An 18,310-nucleotide genomic window follows, 5' to 3' on the forward strand; every position below is an offset into this window, starting at 1 on the left:
ATAATCGATGTCAGACCGGAATCCGAGACCGAATCCGCAGGCTGCCGGGCCGGCCTACGTGGTGAGCGACGCTCACCTTGGTGCGCAGCCGGGCGCGCGCGCCGCCGATCTCGTGGACTGGTTGCGGCATGTGCGCGGACGCGCGTCGCACGTGGTCCTGAACGGAGACATCTTCGACTTCTGGTTCGAATACCGGCGCGCGATTCCGCGCGGGCACGTGCGCGTCCTCGGGGCGGTCGCGGAGGTGGTGGACGCGGGCGTGCCCGTGACCTTCCTGGGCGGCAACCACGACTGGTGGGGCGGCTCGTGCCTGGCGGAAGAGATCGGGGTGTCGTTCCATCGCGCCCCCATCCGCACGTCCCTCGCCGGCCGCAGCGCCTACATCGCCCACGGCGACGGGCTGGGCCGCGGCGACTACGGTTATCGGGTCGCGAGCGGCATCCTCAGGTCGCGCATGTTCCGCCGCGCATTCCGCTGGATCCATCCGGACCTCGGCGTTCGGCTCGCGGCCTTTCTCTCACGGACCGACAGCCACGAGGGCCGTCCGGGGGAAGGAAACCGACAGCGCGCCAGGGCGCTGGAGCTGCTTGCGATGCGGGAGCTCGAGCGCGACGAGACCCTCGACATCGTGGTCTTCGGGCACACTCATGTCCCTGCGGTTATTGAGGTTGCGGGCCGTTATTACCTCAACGCGGGCACATGGATGCGCGACCGTTCCTATGGGGTCGTCGAAGCCTCGGGGCCTCCCCGGATCGAGCACTGGGAGGGAGAGCCGCCTGCCTCCTAACGGCCCTGCAGGAACTCCGGGGTCCAGGGCAGCGACATGCCGACCTCGAGCGCAGTGCCGGAAGGACCCGCGACCGGTTCCACCGTCAGCGGCGCCGGGAAATCGGCCAGGTGCGCGGAGACGAAGGCGTCGGCGCCCCCGAAGAACGTGAAGAAAACCAGGAGCGCGACCCAGTCCTCCATTTGCTCGTCGCGCGCGGTGGCCAGCAGGCGAATGTCCTCGATGCCCTCGTCGGCCGCGAGTTCCGCCTCGATGGCCTCCGGTGCCACGTCGCCAGGGAGAAGCTCCGCGGTCTTCGCGGCCTCGAGCATCTGCTGGCGCCGTCTCGCGGTGCCGCGCAGCGAGTTGGTCTTGTAGGCCATCCACACGTTGCCCGCCTGGGCGAGAAAGTAGAAGGCGGCACGGCCGTACGAGCCCGATGCCGCCTGTCCCCAGCCGGGGACGAGGACGCTGCGCAGGAAGGCGCCGCCGGGGGATGGGCGGCCGGTCGACGGCGACGCCTCCACGGAATCGGCCGCTTCGGGCTCGACGTTGACCTGCGCTTCCTGGGCGCGGGCCCCTGCGGGCAGGGTCAGGGCGGCAATGGCGACCGCAGTCGCAGCAAGGATCCCCGCGGTCGGGACCGGGCGTGGGGAGGACCGGGGGAGCATCACCGCGGCTGGCTCGACGACATGTACCCGGCCGCAGGCTCAGACAGCTTCCAACTCATTGGTAAGATTATCAAATGCAACACTTTATGTGGCGCAACAAGTGTCTGGGCGAAAGGGTTCTGCCCGCCGGACATCGAACGCGCGTCTGCACCCATCGGCGAACGCGGCTGATACCCGCCAGCCACAGAGACGTTCTGCACTTTGGCCCGCAGTTCCGTTACCCAGGGGATCCAGGCGGCGATGGCGCTCGCCTCGCGCCCAATCGCGCTGCATCCTAAGGGGGCCTGCACGATCGAGGCTCCGATTTCGCACGTCCCGCGCGCAGCCGCAGGGATCGTGGGGTGAGACGCCTCGTCACCAAAGCACGAGGGCCACCTCCATGAGAACTCCGCTCGTCGTCCTTTTCGTCGGTGCCGCAGTCGCGGCAGCGTATCCGGGCGTGCGAACCTCACCGGCAGCGCCGCCTGCCGGGCCGCCGGCCCGCACCGCGCCGGCGCTCGCCCCGCAATCCCCTTCCGCACCGCTCCGGGTACAGGAGCACGTCCTCGACAACGGCTTCACGATTCTCCTCGTCGAGGACAATCGAACGCCCCGCGTGGCCGCGAACCTGTGGGTCCGGGTGGGGTCCATGCAGGAGGCGGTGGGGCTCCATGGCATCACGCACTTCCTGGAGCACGTCATCCACCAGGGGACCACGACCGTGGGCACCCGCGATCTCGCCGCCGAACTGCCCATCCTGCAGGAGATCCACGACACCGAACAGGAGCTCATCGCGGCACGCAATCGGGCGCGCAATCAGCTTCGCGAGCGCGACGTATTCTACGATGAGCTCGGGTGGCCGGTCACCCCCGACATACAGGTCCTCAGGGAGCGGCTCTACGAACTCGAGGACCGCGACAACGAGTACCGCGACTTCTGGACCTCGTACAAGTGGTACATGGAGCGCGGCGGGTACGTGCGCCACCTGGATCCCGTGCCGGCCAGCACCGAGCAGGACTACATGGAGATGAACATGGCGCTCCCCCGCGAGCACCTGGAACTCTTCTTCCGGCTCGAGGCGGAGCGCATGGTGAACGCGGTCTTCAGGGGCTGGGAGGCGCAGCGCTTCACCGTCCTCGAGCAGATCCTCGGCGGCAAGAGCCGGCCGCAGACGCGCTTCAACGAGGCGATCGACGGCGTCACCTCGCAGGGCCATCCGGTCTACGTCCCGGACGGCGGGCACCTCCGCGACTTCGACAACTTTACGCGGGCCGCGATGTGGCGCATCTACGACGACTACTTCGTGCCCAACAACGCGGCGCTGGTGCTGGTCGGCGACGCGACCCTCGACGACATCCTGCCTCTCGCGGAACGCTACTTCGGAGCACTGCCCCGGGGGCCCGAGCCGCCTGCGGATCTCGACATCGAGGCCGAACTGGTGCCCGGCGGCTCGATCCGGCTCGACTGGACGGAACCGCTCTCGCCACAGGTGCACGTGCGCTACCGCATTCCGGGAATGGGCCATCCCGACCGGCCCGTCCTCGACCTCATTGCCGCGCTTCTGAACGGACCCCACGGCATGGCCGGCCAGACGATGGCGTCAAGCGGCACGGCGGCCTCGGTGTCCGCCGACTTCCGGGTGATCCACACCTACCGCTTCGGGTCGCCCGGCGCGTTCAACCTCGTCGCGCAGGCGCGGGCCGATGGCGACCTGGCGGCGGTTGAGCGGGCGCTGCTCGACGCTGTAGCCGACGTCCGCGAGGGACGGATCGACAAAGGTGCGCTGGAGCGCGCACGCAAGCGTCTCCGCGTCGAGTGGGCCGAGTTCCTGGACAACCCCCAGGAGCTCGCGTTCCTGATCGGGCACCACCACACGATGAACCACTGGAGCGTGCTGCCGGAGCTCATCGAGGCTCGGGACGCGGCAACGGCGGCCGACGTGCAGCGTGTTGCGTCCACCTATTTCGTCCCCTCGAATCGGGTGATCGCCACGGCGCGCGCCCGGCCTCCGGAGGGAAGCGGGCCGAGCTGGCTCGACTTCCTGTGGGCCGAGCTGCCGGGGGACGGGCGATGAAGGGCCGCGGGAGCCGGGCGCGCGGTGCGGCCGTGGCCGTATTGGTCATGGGCATCCTGGCCACGGGTATCCTTGCCGGTTGCGGGGGCGACTCCCACGACACCCTCCCGGGGCGCTCAAGACCGATCCTGGACCACGATTGGCCGAGCCCGGGTGAGGTCGCGCCCGGTCCAGCCGCGTTCACGCCACCCGATCCATCGGAGGCTCTCTACGAGACATCGAGCGGCGCGCGGGCCTACATCGTGGCCGGCACGCCGGCCGACCCGTTGGTGCGCCTCACGGCGGCCCTGCCGGTGGGACGGCTCCACGAGCGCGCAGGTGAGGCCGGCGCGTCGGCCCTCCTGATCCAGCTCCTCACGACGCGAGGCCCCGTGGGCGCGAGCGACCCGCTCACCCTCCGGCTGGCCGAGCTGGGGGCGTCCCTCGGCCGCGTCGAAGCCCTCGACGCCGCCCATCTATCGCTGAGCGTTCTTCCGGAGGATTGGCAGGAGGCGCTCGAGTTGCTCGTGGAGCTCGTGCGGAACCCCGATCTCGACGTTACGACGATTCGCGACTACAGGACTGGCCCGGGCTACGACATGCCGATGGCCGGGATCGGCGGCAACGGCTTTCGTCCCAAGGTCGAACTGGAGCGCCGCATCCACGGTCACCCGCTGGCGCCGCCCGACCCGGGCACGATGGTCTCGCGGGAGGCGGTCCGGGCGCTGGCCTCCCGAAGCCTGGCGGCCGACCGGGTGATCTTCGGGGTCGGAGGACCTGTCTCCCGCGCCGAGGTGGAAGAGGCGCTGGAGGCGGCGACCCGGGGCTGGGCGAGGAGCGGCGAGCCGTTACCGGACCCCTCGGTGATCGAGCCGACCGCGACCTCGACCGGTACAGGCGGTTCCGCGACCCGCTTTCACGCCGTGGACGTGCCGAGCCTCGAGGGCTGGATCGCCATCGGGCGCGCGGTGGACGCCGTCCCCGAATCGGACCGGGCCGCCCTCTCCGTGCTCCGTTTCATCCTCGCCGAGCGCCTCAACATCGCCGCGCGCGAGATGCGCGGCCTCGCCAACCGGGACGACTTCGAGGTTCCCGTGACGGCATCCGGTACCGGCCTCCTGCTGGTTCGCACTGGTGGACGCCCGGAGGCTGTGGCGCCTCTGGTCCGCTACAGCCTGGACGAGGTGGAGCGCATGCACGATCCGGACGCGCCGGTGACCGAAGCCGAGGTCGCGCGAGCCCGGGGCTGGCTGGTGAACGCGGTCTGGCGGCGGTCGCTGGAACTCGCGACCAGCGCGAGTGGGACGTTCGCCCTGGAGCGCGTGCGCCGCGGCAGTACGGACCACCTCATGGGGTGGCCCGCCATGGTGCAAGCCGTCACGCCGGACGACGTGAAGGCGATCGCGCGGGAGTACCTGGACCCGGCGACCTTCGTGACCGTGGTGGCGGGGCCGCTGGAGCGCATCCGAGCCGCGCGCCACCCGCGCTGGCCCGTGGGCCTGGACGAGATGGAGGCGGAACTCGGCCGCCCCTGATCTGCTTTTTGAGGAAAGGAAACGCCCCCGGCGCGGACGAGTCATGACTACGCTCAGAACCGATCGGCTGCTCTTGCGCCCGTTCGAACTCACGGACGTCGACGACGTCTACGCCTACGCGCGCGACTCCGAGTGGGGCCGGTATTTGCCTGTTCCCAGCCCCTACGAGTACAGGCACGCCGTCGAGTTCGTGGCGCGCTCCGTGCTTGCTCCGTGGGATACCAGTCCCGTCTTCGCGATCTGCCTGAGCGGCAGGTGCGTCGGCGGTATCAACATCAGGGTCGACACGTCCGCGGGGACTGGCGAAATCGGATACAGCATCGCCCGCGCGCATTGGGGCAAGGGCCTCACAGCCGAGGCCGCGACAGCGGTCATGGACTGGGCGTTCAACGAGTTCGGGCTCGCCAAGATCACCGCGATGGCGGACCTCGCGAATACCCGATCCTCACGAGTGATGGAAAAGCTGGGGATGAGGCGGGACGGCCTGTTGAGAAGCGAACGGCCAAGCGACGCCGACCCGGGCACTCGGCAGGACATGGTGATCTACTCCGTCTTGCGCGACGAGTGGCAGGCGCGCGCGTCGGGTTAGACGGCCGGCCTCACTACTGCACTTACGGCCAGAGATCCACGTCTCCCTTCACGTGGCGATTTAAAAAGGCCAGCATCCTCGGCATCCACTCCAGGCGCGCGGCCCGGCCCGCAACGTCATCGTACCGCTCGTAGGTGACCGGCTTGTAGTAGCGCGCGGCCTCCGTGGCGAACGCGCGCATCTGCACGTCGCCCTCGCCGGCGATGATCAGCATTGGCATCCCCACATCCTGAGCAAACAGCGTGGGGGACGCCCGCCGAAAGGTCTCGCGGTTCTCCGCCAGCAGGCCAAGCTCGTACTGATACATGTTGATGTTGGCCAGCGCCGACTCGCTCTCCACCAGTTGAATGCGGTTGGCGTATCCCTCCCGCAGGGGCACGGCGGCCCGGAAGGCGTCCGGGGCGAAGGTGCTCGCGGCGAAGCTCAGATAGGCTCCGTAGCTCACGCCCGTGACCGCGACGCGGTCGCCGTCGATGTCGGACAATGTGCCGAGATACCTCGCGCCGGCCACGACATCATCCAGATCACACCGCGCCCAGCACCCGTTGTTCGCCTCCTCGTGCTCCCAGCCGAAGCCCGAGCTCCCCCGGATGTTGGGGGCCAGCACCGCATAGCCGTGCTTGATGAAGTAGTGGGCGTCGGCGTGTCGCCTCCAGCCATCCTCGAACTGCGAGGAGGGCCCCCCGTGGACCCAGACGATGGCGGGATACCCCCCGGGCGGCGGCGGCTCGGCAGGCCGGAACAGGTAGGAGTGGATGGTGAGCCCGTCGTTCTCGTAGCTCACCCGTTCGGGCATGAAGAAGGCGTTGGCAAGCGCCGGATCCGGCAACGAGTGCGTCAGGCGCGCCGGCTCGCCTCCGGCCGCATCCATCACGAACAGATCCGGGACCTGCGCCGGCGTGTCGAAGGTGAAGGCGATGCGGCGGCCGTCCGGGGACCACGCCGGGTTCGCCACGAGGCCTATCTCCGGAGCGAAGAGGGTCTGGACCGTGCCGTCGTCCACCGAGGCAACCCGCAGAATCTGCCGGCCCCTCAGGTTGGACGTGTACGCGACCCTCGTGCCGTCGGGAGACCAGCGGGCGTAGCCCCGGAAGGGCTTCTGGGAGCTCTGATCGGCTGCTTCGGGCGCGAGCGGACGGGGCTCTCCGCCCTCCATCGGCGCGAGCCACCAGTTGATCCAGCCGCTGCGGTAGGAGCGGAACAGCACCAGGTCGCCTCTCGGCGAGACCTGGCCAGGCCCGAACTCCTGGCCGGTGCGATAGTCCATCCAGTCGCGGTCGCTCACGATTAGACGCTCGCCGGCGCCGGTGGCGGCGTCTATGGAGATGACGTCGTGGTGGATCCACCACTGGTCCATGCGCACGAACACGATCCTGGAACCGTCCGGCGTCCAGGTGGGCTGCACGTCGTAGCGGGTGTCGGTGGTGAGCCGCTTCACCTGTCCCTCCGGCACCGACACCGTGTAGATGTCGTAGTTGCCGCGCAGCGAGTTGGAGAAGACGATGTGCCCTCCGTCGGGGGACCAGCTCCAGGAAAGCGTGCGGGCACCGAGGTCGGTCAGCTGGAGCGCGCGCTGCTTGGGGATGGACCAGAGCCAGAGCTCCTGCCCGTCGCCGGATGCGCTTGACACGTAGCCGATCCACGCGCCGTCCGGGGAGTACGCCGGGCTGGTGACTCCCTCCACCGGGATCGCCTCGGGATCGGCACCGTCGGCGTCGACGGTCCACAGCGTGGCGCGCCCGAGGAAGAGGATCGCAGAACCGTCGGGGGACCAATCGGGCACGGCTCCGTCCACGAGGGAGCTCGTGGACACGAACTCCTCCAGAGTGAAGTCGCCGGAGGTGCGGGTGGACGCTGGCGTGCCGCTGGTTTCGGCGCAGGCCGCGCCGGCGAGAGCAACGAGGAATGCCAACAGCGCTCGCTTCATCGGAACCTCCCTACTCTGGAGCCGGCACTGGGGGAAACGCTCCCGTCCTGAGAAACGCGATCACCGCCTCGGTAGTGAAGCGATCATTCATCAGGAAGGTGTGGGTCCGGGGAACCACGATCAGCGGCACGTCCTCGATTCTGGTGTTGTCGACGCCGACCATGCCGTCGTCGGGGCCCGGGATGAGCGCTGAACCGATGGGGTTGAGGCTGCGGTTGCCCGCGATGATTCCGACCTCGTACTCCGGGGGAGGCAGGCTTGCCGGGATGCCGGTTTCGCCGGTGCCCAGGCCCCTCCCCGCCGGTCCCAGGAGGTGCCCGAGTTCCTGCTCCCGGAACCAGTCCGCCACCTCGCTCCCCTGGTTGGGAGGCGCGAGCAGGACCACCCGTCCCAGGGACTCGGGCGGGGTATCGGCCAGGTAGCGGCGGATCACGAGCCCGCCGAGCGAGTGGCCCACGAAGTGAACGCGCGCAGCCGCGGCACAGCAGGCCGACACCTCGGCAGCGAGCGTCTCGGCGTGTTCGGCGAGGGTTCCGCCGCGCGAGTCGTAGTCCACGTTGGTGACATCGTAGCCGGCCCACTCGAGCCGCTCGGCAAGCAGTGTCATGGACGCCCGGGTGCGGCCGAGCCCGTGCATGAGGACGACGGACTCTTGCGCCGATCCCGTTTCGGTGCGAGACGCGAAGACGGCGACCGCCGCAAGAACAACGCAGCAGCCGACGAGCAGGGCATTCGACGGCCGCGGTCCGCGGGGATTCCGGCGGCTCGCGTGCCGCGCGGACGTCACACGGCGATCAGCGGCTCCCCGCCAATCCCGCAACCTCCGTCGGAGCGTCTGCCAGACCTCAACCAGCACCGTCGATTCACCCGTGCAGAGCCTCAATGCGCTCGACCATCTCCGTGGATTCCCGCGGCCCGAATAATCCCCCCAGGATCATGGCCGCGGCGCTGGCAAAGAGGGCGACCACCACCGGCGCGAGCCCGATGTCGATGACGCCGAACTGCACCAGGATGTAGACCCCCGCTCCCGACACCACGGCCCCGACGCCGCCCGCCAGGTTGGCCTTCTTCCACCACAGCCCGGCGATGGTGGGTACGAACAGGCTCGCGCTCAGGATTCCGACCCCCGCAGTGTAGAACTCGGTGATCAGTTCCGGCGGCGAGAATGCCCACAGGAGCGCCGCGATTCCGATCACCCAGGTCGAGCCGATGCGCACCAGGGTCATCGTCCGGTTGCTGGCCCGGCCCTTCAGCAGGCCTCCGAGGAGGTCGTGCGAGATGGCCGAACTGCACGCCAGCAGCAGCGCGTCGGTGGTGGACATGACGGCGGCGAGCACCGCCGCGACCGCGATCCCGCGGATGAGGGGCGGGAACTGCGTCTCCATCACGCGCAGGAAGAGCTGGTCGGCGTCCTGGAGTCCCGGAAAGTCGATCCGCCCGATCGGCACGATGGCGAGCACCGCCGCCAGGATCATCACGCTGTACACCAGCATCGACAGGTTCAGCGACAGCCGCGCGCTCTCGGCGTCCCGGGCGGTGAAGACCCTCATGACGATGTGGGGAATCACCGGGATGGCCGTGGCCCAGATTATGAAGTAGCCCAGGTAGCTCGACACGGGCCGGTTTGCGACCTGCCCGAGTTCCGGGGCGACGGCCGTGGCCTGACTCATGATTTCGAAGGGCGACCCCACGCGCCACACGAGCACGAGCGCGGTGCCCATGATGACGAAGAGCATGAGGAATCCCTGGATCACATCCGTCCAGGTGATCGCCACCATGCCCCCGAACGAGACGTAGATGATGAATACCAGCGTGGCCAGGGCCAGGGCCGTGTTGTAGGGGATGCCCAGCAGCGCCTCGGCAGTGATGCCGGCCGCCTTCAGCTGGGCCACGATGTAGATGGTGAAGGCTGCGACGATGAGGACCGGGACCAGGTACCGGACCAGCGCATGCGGGTAGCGGAAGCTCATGAAGTCGGTGATCGTGAACTTCCCGAAGTTGCGGAGCGGCCTGGCAACCAGAATGGACGCCAGGGGAAATCCGACGACCGCGCCCCCGAAGAGCGCGAGCGTCGCCGGAATGCCCTGTGCGTAGGCCAGGCCCATCACGCCGATGATCGATCCGCCGCTTGCGAGCGCCGCCATGATCGCCATCGAGTTCACGACCGTGCCGATGCGCCGTCCCGCGACCCAGTACTCGTCCCGCGAGCCCAGGACCCTCTTCGACACCGCGATCCCGATGCCGATGCACGCGGCGAGGTAGACCCCGACCAGGACGCGTTCGAGGAGCATCAGGCGTCTCCCCGGTCCTCTTCCGCGACCGCATCGGGTGACGCTCTGCCCGCTCCGGCCCCCGCGCCTCCCTTCCCGTCACGCCGCAGGATGGTGACGAGCGCCAGCGCCGGCGAAATCAGCATCAACGCGGCGATGAGCCAGCCGAAGACGGCCATGCCGCCCGCCTCGATGGTGCGCCACCGGGGGATGAACGCAAACGCGGAGAAGGCGATCAGGAAGACGAGGGTCGCACCCTCTCCGCGCCGCAATGGGAAGAAGGATTTCATGATGGGTACGGTGCGGGGTGCGGTTGGATGGCGCAACAGGGAAGGTATTGAAGCGCTGACGGCGTCCCACAGCCGCAAGGCGTCGGCCGAGGCCACGCGGCCTTGCGGCATCTGCGCGCAATAGCCGGTGTGTTTCATCGCCTTCGGCGAAGGCGGGCAACCTCGAAGATCCGGAGTGGCGGGAGCGTGTGAGAATCGAACTCACCAGCCCGGGTTCAAGCCGGGCCAGACGGTTTTGAAGACCGCTGGGGTCACCAGACCCCACCCGCCCCCTCGCTGCTCCGGCGGACGGACATCGGGAAGCTAACCCGGGTACGGCCTTGCTGACAGGCTGCGGGACGGGTGCCGCCCGCCCCCGCCTGACTCACGCGTGCCCAGCCACGGGATCGACGCCAACCCTGACGTAACGTTAGGGTCGTCTCGCCAGCTCAGAACCGGAACGAGGCATCGGGTGCGACGCGACCGGCCGCCTCCCCCGCCGCAGTGAACACCGTCAGGTCCACCTGCACCACGTCGGGCAGGAGGTCCGCGAACCGCAGGCTCGCCGGTCCGAGGGGCTCACGGGAACAGGTGAGGGAGGCAAGGAGGTGCACGTCTTCGTGTTCCTGGGCCTCATCCTCTTCGTGCTCCTGGCCCTCTTCCTCGTCATGCTGGTGGTCCTCGCCGGCATCGTCGTGGTCCTCGCCGGCCTGGTCATGGTCCTCGCCGGCATGGTCACCCTCTACACTTTCGGGCGCCTGCACCTCCGCCGAATCCAGCGCACAGATCGCCCCGTCCGGAAAGGCGATGAGACGAGCGCCACCGGTTCGGAGTCTGTCGAGGGCCTCCGCTGCGGTGGCCCGCTCCTGCGCCGAGCGGGGGGCGCGCTCGAAGCCGAACACGGATTCTGCGGGGAGGTGCAGGTCGACGGTGAGGCGGGTGCCGTCCACGGCCAGACCCAGTCGAGCGATGCCATGTTCGTGGGCCCCAACCGTCCCCAATCGTTCGCCCTCGACGAGCGGAGGACCGGGAAGCGACGAGGATGAATCGCCGCATGCGACGCACAGCAGAAGACACGGGATCGTCCACCCGACATAAGGCGAGCGGACCTGGGGTCGATCGAGTGTGGGGTAGGTCATGGTGAGAGAACGGGTGCGGGTTGCGTCCGTACGGCGTAGGTCCATTAATGATATCGTATTCTCGTTATCATATCTTGGTTCCCCGAAGGGCATCCTGGTTCCCGAAGGGCGAGGACCTCTGTCTACGTCAGGATGGATCACGTTCAACGCGTGCGAGCTGCGAACTGGCGGGCGAACTCCGACCATCGTAGTCTGGCCGAACCGCAGGGTCCTGGAGGCAGGAGCCGTCGGGGCCCGGGAGCGCCGAATCGACGGAGCGTCAAAAATGGGAGACAGTTCACCTCTTTCCCGCTCTGGTGCGGCGGGACCGACGGCTTCGCTTACCAGCCTGTTCCTGCTCGCCGGCGCGCTGGTCCTTGTTGCCTGCGAGGCGTCGCCCGGGGAGTCCGGGGACGAAGCATCACCCGGAGCGGAAGCGGACGTCGCAGCCGCCACGGGCGACGCCGCCGATTCCGCCGCGCAGCAGGCGGACAGCGCCGCTCAGGAAGCCCCCGACCCCGAAGCCGCCATCATCCGCCTCGACCCGAACGATCCAAACCTCGAGGTGTGGCGCGACCGCGACATCTCGGGTGACCCGCCCCGCGAACCGGGCCCGATCGAGGTCGGCTCGGTGCTGAGCTTCTTCGGGCTCCCCATCGCACGCACCATCGAGGACCTCGTCGCGGGCGAGGTCGAGGTGGCGTTCATGGGCGCGCCTGTGGACATGGGAGTCGGTTTCCGAGGCGCCGGCGAGGGTCCCAACGCGTTGCGCGCGATGCGGCGGAGCACCGGCAGCATGGAGACGATGATCAGCTGGCGCAGCGAGCTGACGGCGGTCGACTACGGGAACGCCCCCATCGATCAGTTCAGCGTCGAGCGCAGCATGGAGCCGATCCGCCGGATGGTGCGGGAGATCGCCGAGACCGGCGCGATCCCGGTGATCATCGGGGGCGACCACTCAATCGAGTTTGCCAACGTAGCCGGGCTCGCGGACGTGTACGGCAAGGAGAACGTCGGCGTCATCCACTTCGACGCCCACTACGACGCCGGCGGGACGCGGATGGGCCACCTGATCTCGCACGCACAGCCCGTGCGCCGTCTGGTCGACGATGGCCACATCCTCGGCAGGAACTTCATCCAGGTGGGGCTGCGCGGCAGCTGGCCCGGGCCGGAGGGTTTCGAGTGGATGCGCGAGAACGAATTCCGGTACCACACCATGGCCGAGATCGACCGCGACGGATGGGGCACGGTCATGCAGCGTGTTCTCGACGAGGCCAACGACGGGCCGGAGTACCTCCACGTCTCCTTCGATATCGATGTGATGGACCCGGCGTATACGTCCGGTACCGGCACACCCGTGCCCGGAGGCCTCACCCCGCGCGAAATCTTCCCCATGCTCCGCGGCCTCTGCTCCGAGAACAACCTGGTGGGCTTCGACCTGGTCGAACTCAACCCGCTGGTCGATCCGGGCTACACCACCGCCCTCAACGCCAAGCAGGTGGTGGACGAATGCCTCACCGGCGTCGCCCTGCGGAAGCTCGGGCTCGGCAATCGGGACTACCTGAGCCCGCTGACGAGCAGTGATGGGCGGCCCGGGGGAGTGGAGAGGTAGCTGACCGCCCGAGTCGCTCCAGTGGATTGTGCACACGGGCATCGGGAAGCCAATCCGGGTACCGCCTTGCTGACAGGCTGACGGAGACGGGTGCTGTCCGCACCGTTGCCCCGCGAGCTGCCCCCTTCGCCGCCCGGGTAGCAGATCACCTCGTTCCGGGAATAACTTGGTGAATGCCTGACGACATCACCCCCACCGGATCATCCGCCTTCGCCCGCAGAGGGCGCCGGTCGCCCGCGACCCCGGAAACCCGCGATGGGCGTCCGTCCGCGCGCGACGTCCCGGTGCCCTCGGACCAGACCGTGCATTCCGACCTCGCCCCCTGGAACCCGGGAACGCCGCTCGAGCTGGACTGGCTGCGCCACCAGCGCGTGAACCGGAGCGCTGCCGAGAGGCGCACCGCTTCCCTGGCCGGCCGCAGGAGCGTGAAGCGCGCGTGGCAGGCGGCCTGGCTCCTGCGCGCGGCGACCTGCATCGACCTCACCACCCTCGCGGGCGACGACACCCCCGGCCGTGTGCGCAGGCTGTGCGGCAAGGCCCGCAATCCCGTGCGGGCCGACCTGCTCGAAGCGGCGGGTGCGGCCGGGCTGCCCATCCAGGTCGCGTCGGTGTGCGTCTACCCGAGCATGGTGGCCACCGCGGTGGAAGCGCTTGCCGGGTCCGGCATCCCTGTGGCGGCCGTGGCGGCGGGCTTCCCCGCCGGCCAGACGCCCTTCCCCGAGCGGCTCGACGAGATCCGGACGGCCGTGGCGGCGGGCGCCTCCGAGATCGACATCGTCATCAGCCGCGAGCACGTCCTCCGCGGGCGCTGGGGCGACCTCTACGACGAGGTCGGCGCCTTCCGCGAGGCGGCCCGGGGCGCGCACCTGAAGACCATCATCGCCACCGGCGAACTCGCGACCCTCAGCAACGTCGCGCGCGCGAGCCTGGTGTGCATGATGGCGGGAGCCGACTTCATCAAGACTTCCACGGGGAAGGAGAAGGTCAACGCCACCCTGCCCGTCGGCCTCACCATGGTGCGCCAGATCCGCGCCTGGCGCGAGCGCACCGGCTACCGCGTGGGCTTCAAGCCCGCGGGGGGCATCGGCACCGCGAAGCAGGCGCTGGTCTGGCTGGTGCTCATGCGCGAGGAGCTGGGCCCCCGCTGGATGCAGGCCGGGCTCTTCCGCTTCGGCGCCAGTTCCCTCCTGGGCGACATCGAACGCCAGATCGAGCATCACGTCACGGGCCGCTATTCAGCCACCCATCGACATCCCATGGCCTGAGCGAGTCCCGCCAGATGCCGCGAATCTCCGAGATCTTCGAAACCCTCGAATACGGGCCCGCGCCCGAGAGCGCGGGGCGGGCGCAAGCGTGGCTCGACGAGCGCGGCCGCTCGTTCGGCCTGTTCATCGGCGGCGACTGGGTCGAAGGCGCGGGTGCGGAAGCGTTCGACACCGTCAACCCGGCGAACGGGACGGCGCTCGCGCGCATTGCACAAGGAGCCTCCGAGGATGTCGACCGAGCCGTGCGCGCCGCCCGCGCCGCGCAGGAGCCATGGGCGCGGCTCGGCGGTCACGCCCGCGCCCGCTTCCTCTACGCACTGGCCCGCCGCATCCACCGGCACGCGCGCCTCCTCTCGGTCCTGGAGACGCTGGACAACGGCAAACCCGTACGCGAATCGCGCGACATCGACATCCCCCTCGTGGTGCGCCACTTCTATCACCACGCGGGATGGGCGCAGTTGATGGATTCCGAATTCCCGGACCAGGTGCCCGTGGGCGTCGGCGGCCAGATCATCCCCTGGAACTTCCCGCTGCTGATGCTGGCGTGGAAGATCGCGCCCGCGCTGGCCACCGGGAACACGGTGGTGCTCAAGCCCGCCGAGTTCACGCCCCTCACCGCCCTGCTCTTCGCCGAGATCTGCCGGGAGACAGAGCTGCCCCCCGGAGTCGTGAACGTGGTGACGGGCGACGGCCGCACCGGTGCCGCCCTGGTGGCGCATCCCGACGTCGACAAGATCGCCTTCACCGGATCCACGGAGGTGGGGCGCCTCATCCGCAGCCGGACGGCGGGCAGCGGCAAGCGTCTTTCGCTCGAGCTGGGGGGCAAATCGCCCTTCGTCGTATACGAGGACGCCGACCTGGACGGCGTGGTCGAGGGAGTCGTCGACGCCATCTGGTTCAACCAGGGACAGGTGTGCTGCGCGGGTTCGCGCATTCTGGTTCAGGAGGGCGTCGCGGAGGCGCTGGAGCGCAAGCTCAAGGCGCGCATGGAGATGCTGCGCATGGGCGATCCGCTGGACAAGGCGGTGGACATGGGCGCCATCATCGCGCCCGTACAGCTCGAGAAGATCCGTCGGCTGGTGGACCGGGGCCGGCGGGATGGCGCCGACATCTGGCAGCCGTCTTGGAGCACGCCCGCGGAGGGGTACTTCTATCCGCCGACGCTGTGCACCCGGGTCGCGCCCGCGTCCGCCATCGCGCAGATCGAGATCTTCGGGCCGGTGGTGGTGATGATGACCTTCCGCACGCCGGAGGAGTCGGTTCGGCTCGCCAACGACACCCGCTACGGGCTCGCCGCCAGCATCTGGAGCGAGAACATCAACCTGGCGCTGGATATCGCGCCGAAGGTGAAGGCGGGCACGGTGTGGATCAACTGCACCAACGTCTTCGACGCGGCCTCCGGGTTCGGTGGCTACCGCGAGAGCGGCTTCGGGCGCGAGGGTGGACGCGAGGGGCTCCACGAGTACCTGCGGCCCGCGTGGCAGGCGCGCGACGGGGCATCGACAAGGGAGAACGTCCGTAAGGTCGTGCAAAAGGTCGCGGGTGAGTCCGTTTCATCGGATGATGGGCGGCCGGGCGTACCGCCGGAAGACGACGAGTCACCCCTTGCGGGCGACGCGATGCCGCGGGTGGACCGAACCATCAGAATGTACATCGGGGGACGCCAGACTCGTCCCGACGGCGGCTACACGATGCTTGTCCCCGGGGCCTCGGGCGAGGTGGTGGGGGAAGTGGGCCGCGGCAACCGCAAGGACATCCGCAACGCGGTCGAGGCGGCGAGGCTCGCCGGCGGATGGGCCGACCGCACCGCCCACAACCGCGCGCAGATCCTCTACTTCATCGCGGAGAACCTCGCCGTGCGCGCATCGGAGTTCGCCGCCCGCATCCGGTCACTCACCGGGCAGAGCGCCGACCGCGCGTCCGCGGAGGTCGATCTCTCGATCCGGCGGCTCTTCAGCTATGCGGCGCACGCGGACAAGTGGGACGGGCACGTCCACCGCACGCCCTACCGGAACGTCACCCTCGCCATGCCGGAGAGCCTGGGGGTGGTCGCCATCGTGTGCCCGCAGCGAAACCCGCTGCTGGGTTTCGTCTCGCTGATCACGCCCGCCATCGCAACCGGCAACACCGTGGTCGCCGTTCCCTCCGAGCGCTGGCCGCTCTCTGCCACCGACCTCTGCCAGGTGCTGGACACCTCCGACCTGCCCGGCGGGGTGGTCAACGTCGTCACGGGCGAGCATGTCGAACTGGCGCCAGTGCTGGCCGCGCACGACGACGTGGACGCCATCTGGTACTTCGGCGCGGATACCGGGGTGGAGGAGGTCGAGCGCCTCTCCACGGGAAACATGAAGCAGACCTGGACGGAGACCGGCCTCCAGCGGCGATGGCGGGCGCGCGAGCAGGGGGAAGGCGACGAATTCCTGCGCCGGGCGACGCAGGTCAAGAACATCTGGATACCCTACGGGGAATAGGCGCTTCCCTCCGCGTCCCGGGCAGTCCCATCGAGCCATGGGAGCGGACACCGAAAGTCCAGTATCATCCATAGGCGTCCTTAGAGTTCCGTAACAATCTGTATTTCAACACGTTAGATAGAGTGCCGCCCACTCTCGTCCGCCGGTTACTTCCCTTGCGATCCACTGCCATCCCGGCTACGATTAGGGAATGAATAATGTTACCAGCACCCGCCCCCAGCGCCGCCGAGGCAAGCCCAGGGGCCGCCATCCCCACAACCGGCTGTCCGCCGCCTTCGTGCGCTCCGCTCCGCCCGGTCGCCACTGCGACGGAAACGGGCTCTACCTGTACGTCAAGAAGGCCGGGACCCGGAGTTGGATCCAAAGGCTCGTGGTCCGGGGCCGCAAGCGCGAGATCGGTCTCGGCAGCGTCGTCCTCGTCTCGCTGGCCGAGGCCCGCGAGCAGGCGCTGGCGAACCGGAAGCTGGCCCGCGCGGGCGGCGATCCCCTGGCCGAGAAGCGCCGGTCCATCGGCGTCCCCACCTTCGCCGAGGCCGCCGTGCGCGTCATCGAGCAGAAGCGCGGCGGGTGGCGCAGCGCGAAGACCCCGAGGTTGTGGACCCGCTCGCTGGAGATGTATGCCTTCGGACGACTTGGGAAGCTGCCGGTCTCCGAGATCACCAGCGCCGACGTGCTGGAAACGCTCTCCCCGATCTGGCACGCGAGGCCGAAGGTCGCCCGCTCCGTCCGCCTGCGCATCCGGACCGTGCTGGAGTGGGCCGTCGCCATGGACTGGCGCACGGACAACCCCTGCGACCGGCTCCTGCCGGTGCTTGGCCCCCAGCACGATGTCGTCACCCACCGGAAGGCCCTGCCTCACGGCGAGGTATCGGCGGCTATCGCGAAAGTGCGGGCGGCGAAGCCGGGGAAAGTGGACACGCTGGCGTTCGAGTTCCTGGTCCTGACGGCGGCACGGGGCGGCGAGGTCCGCGGGGCGGTGTGGAGCGAGATCGACCAAGGTGCGGGCGTGTGGACGATTCCGGCAAGCCGGACGAAGACGGCGAAGGAGCACCGGGTGCCGCTGTCCGGGCGGGCGCTGGAGGTGCTTGACGGGGCGCGGCAGCTCGGCGATGGGGCGAGTCCGATCGTGTTCGTCAACGAGCGCGGCAAGCCGCTGACCCGCAAGCGGCCGGGGCGGTTGCTCCTGAGCTGCGGGATCTCGGCGGTGCCTCATGGGTTCCGGTCCAGCTTCCGTGACTGGGCCGCCGAGAAGACCGATCACCCAAGGGAGGTCGTCGAGGCGGCGCTGGCCCATGTCGTTCAGAACAAGGTCGAGGCGGCGTACATGCGGACCGATCTGTTCGAGCGGAGGCGTCGGCTCATGGAAGATTGGGCCGAGTATCTCGCGGGGAAAGCGAGAAACGGGGCCTGACCCCGCAACCGGCGCTCGGAAGCCGTTTCCGGCCGATCCAAGGGCTTTTCGGGTGATATACGGGCCACAGGATGGCCTCTAACGCACGATCTCGGGTCTCCGAGGGGTACGGTAGGCCGAAAACCGGGCGCTCGGCAGAGCGTGGCGCAGTCCCGAGGAGTCAGTAGCCGGGCCGGTCGCCCTCCCCGTCCTTGAGGCCGGCGACGAGGAGGCCGAGGACCTTGCCCGCGACGGGTCGGTCGAGCTTGTTCCGGGCGATGCTTGGTGGGACGTCTTTCGCGGGTGTCCCGCGGGGCTGGCTGACGGCCTTAAGGTCCGTAAGCCAGCATACCCCACAAACTCATACAGATTCGCATCTTCCTGTGTTACTTGAG

Annotated in this window: 14 protein-coding genes and 1 tRNA gene; 8 read left to right on the top strand and 7 right to left on the bottom strand. The window is 68.9% G+C overall.

Annotated features, from left to right (window positions below; all coding sequences use genetic code 11):
- Nucleotides 1-7 precede the first annotated feature (7 nt).
- The gene (locus OXU32_08025; GenBank protein ID MDE0073914.1) at nt 8-787 is read left to right on the top strand and encodes a UDP-2,3-diacylglucosamine diphosphatase; all 780 of its coding nucleotides are present in this window, start codon (nt 8-10) and stop codon (nt 785-787) included.
- Here the strand turns inward: OXU32_08025 and OXU32_08030 are convergent.
- Complete coding sequence (locus OXU32_08030; GenBank protein ID MDE0073915.1) at nt 784-1,440, bottom strand: hypothetical protein; 657 nt, start codon at nt 1,438-1,440, stop codon at nt 784-786. The genes OXU32_08025 and OXU32_08030 overlap by 4 nt on opposite strands.
- A gap of 376 nt (nt 1,441-1,816) precedes the next feature.
- On the opposite strand from OXU32_08030, the gene OXU32_08035 reads away from it, so the two are divergent.
- The 3 genes from OXU32_08035 to OXU32_08045 are packed head-to-tail and all read left to right on the top strand — an operon-like array spanning nt 1,817 to nt 5,593.
- Nucleotides 1,817-3,490: a pitrilysin family protein gene (locus tag OXU32_08035; GenBank protein ID MDE0073916.1), complete on the top strand. Its 1,674-nt coding sequence runs from the start codon at nt 1,817-1,819 to the stop codon at nt 3,488-3,490.
- Nucleotides 3,487-5,004: an insulinase family protein gene (locus OXU32_08040; GenBank protein ID MDE0073917.1), complete on the top strand. Its 1,518-nt coding sequence runs from the start codon at nt 3,487-3,489 to the stop codon at nt 5,002-5,004. The genes OXU32_08035 and OXU32_08040 overlap by 4 nt, the downstream gene beginning before the upstream one ends.
- 43 nt (nt 5,005-5,047) lie before the next feature.
- The gene (locus OXU32_08045) at nt 5,048-5,593 is read left to right on the top strand and encodes a GNAT family protein (protein MDE0073918.1); all 546 of its coding nucleotides are present in this window, start codon (nt 5,048-5,050) and stop codon (nt 5,591-5,593) included.
- A 22-nt stretch (nt 5,594-5,615) separates the two neighbouring features.
- Here OXU32_08045 and OXU32_08050 read toward each other — a convergent pair whose 3' ends face one another.
- From OXU32_08050 to OXU32_08075, 6 genes are all read right to left on the bottom strand, one after another.
- Nucleotides 5,616-7,520 (bottom strand): prolyl oligopeptidase family serine peptidase, encoded by a 1,905-nt coding sequence (locus OXU32_08050; protein ID MDE0073919.1) that lies wholly within the window; start codon nt 7,518-7,520, stop codon nt 5,616-5,618.
- A gap of 10 nt (nt 7,521-7,530) precedes the next feature.
- Nucleotides 7,531-8,307 (bottom strand): alpha/beta fold hydrolase, encoded by a 777-nt coding sequence (locus tag OXU32_08055; protein MDE0073920.1) that lies wholly within the window; start codon nt 8,305-8,307, stop codon nt 7,531-7,533.
- Between the two features lie 76 nt (nt 8,308-8,383).
- Nucleotides 8,384-9,811: a sodium:solute symporter family protein gene (locus OXU32_08060; GenBank protein ID MDE0073921.1), complete on the bottom strand. Its 1,428-nt coding sequence runs from the start codon at nt 9,809-9,811 to the stop codon at nt 8,384-8,386.
- Nucleotides 9,811-10,080, bottom strand: coding sequence for a hypothetical protein (locus OXU32_08065; protein ID MDE0073922.1), 270 nt, complete (start codon nt 10,078-10,080; stop codon nt 9,811-9,813). The genes OXU32_08060 and OXU32_08065 overlap by 1 nt, the downstream gene beginning before the upstream one ends.
- A 176-nt stretch (nt 10,081-10,256) precedes the next feature.
- Nucleotides 10,257-10,353 (bottom strand) — tRNA-Sec (locus OXU32_08070).
- 155 nt (nt 10,354-10,508) lie between these two features.
- Nucleotides 10,509-11,198 (bottom strand): DUF2796 domain-containing protein, encoded by a 690-nt coding sequence (locus OXU32_08075; protein ID MDE0073923.1) that lies wholly within the window; start codon nt 11,196-11,198, stop codon nt 10,509-10,511.
- 265 nt (nt 11,199-11,463) lie between these two features.
- On the opposite strand from OXU32_08075, the gene OXU32_08080 reads away from it, so the two are divergent.
- The 4 genes from OXU32_08080 (at nt 11,464) to OXU32_08095 (ending at nt 17,936) form a co-directional block, all read left to right on the top strand.
- On the top strand, nt 11,464-12,789 hold the full coding sequence (locus OXU32_08080; GenBank protein MDE0073924.1) for an agmatinase family protein: 1,326 nt from the start codon (nt 11,464-11,466) through the stop codon (nt 12,787-12,789).
- Between the two features lie 173 nt (nt 12,790-12,962).
- Complete coding sequence (deoC, locus tag OXU32_08085) at nt 12,963-14,054, top strand: deoxyribose-phosphate aldolase (protein ID MDE0073925.1); 1,092 nt, start codon at nt 12,963-12,965, stop codon at nt 14,052-14,054.
- Nucleotides 14,055-14,068: 14 nt separating this feature from the next.
- Nucleotides 14,069-16,525: an aldehyde dehydrogenase family protein gene (locus tag OXU32_08090; protein ID MDE0073926.1), complete on the top strand. Its 2,457-nt coding sequence runs from the start codon at nt 14,069-14,071 to the stop codon at nt 16,523-16,525.
- A gap of 190 nt (nt 16,526-16,715) precedes the next feature.
- Complete coding sequence (locus OXU32_08095) at nt 16,716-17,936, top strand: integrase arm-type DNA-binding domain-containing protein (GenBank protein MDE0073927.1); 1,221 nt, start codon at nt 16,716-16,718, stop codon at nt 17,934-17,936.
- The last annotated feature ends 374 nt before the right edge of the window (nt 17,937-18,310 follow it).

Source organism: Gammaproteobacteria bacterium (assembly GCA_028819075.1).
In the GTDB taxonomy this organism is placed as follows: Bacteria; Gemmatimonadota; Gemmatimonadetes; order Longimicrobiales; family Gaopeijiaceae; genus BD2-11.

Coding starts and splice junctions, on each gene's coding strand:
- OXU32_08065 (MDE0073922.1), bottom strand. CDS start 10,080: ATGAAATCCTTCTTCCCATTGCGGCGCGGAGAGGGTGCGACCCTCGTC.
- OXU32_08075 (MDE0073923.1), bottom strand. CDS start 11,198: ATGACCTACCCCACACTCGATCGACCCCAGGTCCGCTCGCCTTATGTC.
- OXU32_08095 (MDE0073927.1), top strand. CDS start 16,716: ATGAATAATGTTACCAGCACCCGCCCCCAGCGCCGCCGAGGCAAGCCC.
- OXU32_08045 (MDE0073918.1), top strand. CDS start 5,048: ATGACTACGCTCAGAACCGATCGGCTGCTCTTGCGCCCGTTCGAACTC.
- deoC (MDE0073925.1), top strand. CDS start 12,963: ATGCCTGACGACATCACCCCCACCGGATCATCCGCCTTCGCCCGCAGA.
- OXU32_08060 (MDE0073921.1), bottom strand. CDS start 9,811: ATGCTCCTCGAACGCGTCCTGGTCGGGGTCTACCTCGCCGCGTGCATC.
- OXU32_08090 (MDE0073926.1), top strand. CDS start 14,069: ATGCCGCGAATCTCCGAGATCTTCGAAACCCTCGAATACGGGCCCGCG.
- OXU32_08050 (MDE0073919.1), bottom strand. CDS start 7,520: ATGAAGCGAGCGCTGTTGGCATTCCTCGTTGCTCTCGCCGGCGCGGCC.
- OXU32_08080 (MDE0073924.1), top strand. CDS start 11,464: ATGGGAGACAGTTCACCTCTTTCCCGCTCTGGTGCGGCGGGACCGACG.
- OXU32_08040 (MDE0073917.1), top strand. CDS start 3,487: ATGAAGGGCCGCGGGAGCCGGGCGCGCGGTGCGGCCGTGGCCGTATTG.
- OXU32_08035 (MDE0073916.1), top strand. CDS start 1,817: ATGAGAACTCCGCTCGTCGTCCTTTTCGTCGGTGCCGCAGTCGCGGCA.
- OXU32_08025 (MDE0073914.1), top strand. CDS start 8: ATGTCAGACCGGAATCCGAGACCGAATCCGCAGGCTGCCGGGCCGGCC.